The 1,776-nt window shown below is 69.5% G+C and carries 1 protein-coding gene; it reads right to left on the bottom strand.

Annotated elements, in window-relative coordinates; all coding sequences use genetic code 11:
• Positions 1-250: 250 nt before the first annotated feature.
• Positions 251-1,531 carry a phosphopyruvate hydratase gene (gene eno / locus AC5RV2_RS17655; RefSeq protein WP_494093410.1) on the bottom strand — a complete coding sequence of 427 codons (1,281 nt, stop codon included), beginning with the start codon at positions 1,529-1,531 and terminating at the stop codon, positions 251-253.
• Positions 1,532-1,776 lie beyond the last annotated feature (245 nt).

A 1,776-nucleotide genomic window follows, 5' to 3' on the forward strand; every position in this document is an offset into this window, starting at 1 on the left:
CTGCGGAGCGGAGCCGGTCGGGGGCCGGCCGAAGTCGGCCCGGATCACCTGTCCGGTCTCCGGTTCCCGCGCGTCGGTGTCCTTCCCGTCCACGCCGCCCGAAGCAGGCCCGCGGCCGGCCGGGCGGCCGGCCCGCGGCATGTTGGGGCGTCGGGTGGACATTCGCGGCTCCTCACCGTGGTCGTCGTGCGGGCCCGGCTCCGGCTTGCCGCCGGGCCCCGCTTAAGACATTACCGAGGGTCGGGCCGAACTACGCCGTGAAACGCGGGAAGGCGCCGCGACCGGCGTAGCGGGCTGCGTCGTCGAGCTCCTCCTCGATGCGCAGCAGCTGGTTGTACTTGGCCACGCGCTCCGAACGGGCCGGGGCGCCGGTCTTGATCTGGCCGGCGTTGGTGGCCACGGCGATGTCCGCGATCGTGGTGTCCTCGGTCTCGCCGGAGCGGTGCGAGGTGATCGTGGTGTAGCCGTTGCGCTGGGCCAGGGCCACGGCCTCCAGGGTTTCGGTCAGCGAACCGATTTGGTTGACCTTGACCAACAGGGAGTTGGCGGTCTTGGCATCGATGCCCTGCTGCAGTCGTTCGGGGTTGGTGACGAACAGGTCGTCGCCGACCAGCTGCACCTTGTCGCCCAACTCGGCCGTCAGGGCGGCCCAGCCCTCCCAGTCGGATTCGTCCAGCGGATCCTCGATGGAGACCAGCGGGAAGTCGGCCACCAGCTGGGCGTAGTAGGCGCTCATGTCCGCCGCCGTCAGGGACTTGCCCTCGAACTGGTAGGCGCCGTCCTCGTAGAACTCGGAGGACGCCACGTCCAGGGCCAGGGCGATGTCCTTGCCCGGGGTGTAGCCGGCGCGGGTGATCGCCTCGGTGATCAGGTCCAGCGCGGCCCGGTTGCTGGGCAGGTTCGGGGCGAAGCCGCCCTCGTCGCCCAGCCCGGTGGACAGGCCCTTCTCCTTCAGCACGGACTTGAGGCTGTGGTAGACCTCCACGCCCCAGCGCAGCCCCTCGGAGAACGTGGCGGCGCCCAGCGGCACCACCATGAATTCCTGGATGTCCACGTCGGAATCGGCGTGCGATCCGCCGTTGAGGATATTCATCAGCGGGACCGGCAGCACGTGCGCGTTGGGGCCGCCCAGGTACTTGTACAGCGGGAGGTTGGCGGATTCGGCGGCGGCCGAGGCCACGGCCAGCGAAACGCCGAGGATGGCGTTGGCGCCAAGGTCGGATTTGTTGGAGGTGCCGTCCAGGTCCAGCATGGTCTGGTCGATCAGCCGCTGGTCGGTGGCGTCGAGGCCCGCCAGCGCCGGCTGGATGGTGTCCACCACGGCGGCCACGGCCTGGCCGACGCCCTTGCCCAGGTAGCGGTCCTTCTCGCCGTCGCGGCGTTCCACCGCCTCGAACGCCCCGGTGGAGGCCCCGGACGGAACCGCGGCCCGGCCCATCGAGCCGTCGGAGAGCAGCACCTCAACTTCTACGGTGGGGTTGCCGCGGGAATCGAGGATTTCGCGCGCGTGGATGGCATCGATCAGCGCCATGGAGTAGCTCCTGTTCGTTGGAACGAAAAGATGGAATGTCTGCAGGCGAGGCCGGGGCCGGCTGCAAGGTCCGGCTTAAGACTAATCGAGATCACCCGCCGCGGTTTTCTTCCGTTACGCGCTGCTGGAATCTGCGGACGGCGCCCCGCAGGGCCTGCTCGGGATCCACGCCCGCCTCAACTGCGCGGCGGACGACGGCGAACAGCTCCTCGCCGACGTCGTCTTCCGTCCGGGCTGCACCGTCC

The sequence above is a fragment of the Arthrobacter sp. Y3225116 genome (assembly GCF_059091245.1).

What these genes read in the sequence shown, in the direction of transcription:
- eno (WP_494093410.1), bottom strand. Translation starts at nt 1,531, where the DNA reads ATGGCGCTGATCGATGCCATCCACGCGCGCGAAATCCTCGATTCCCGC.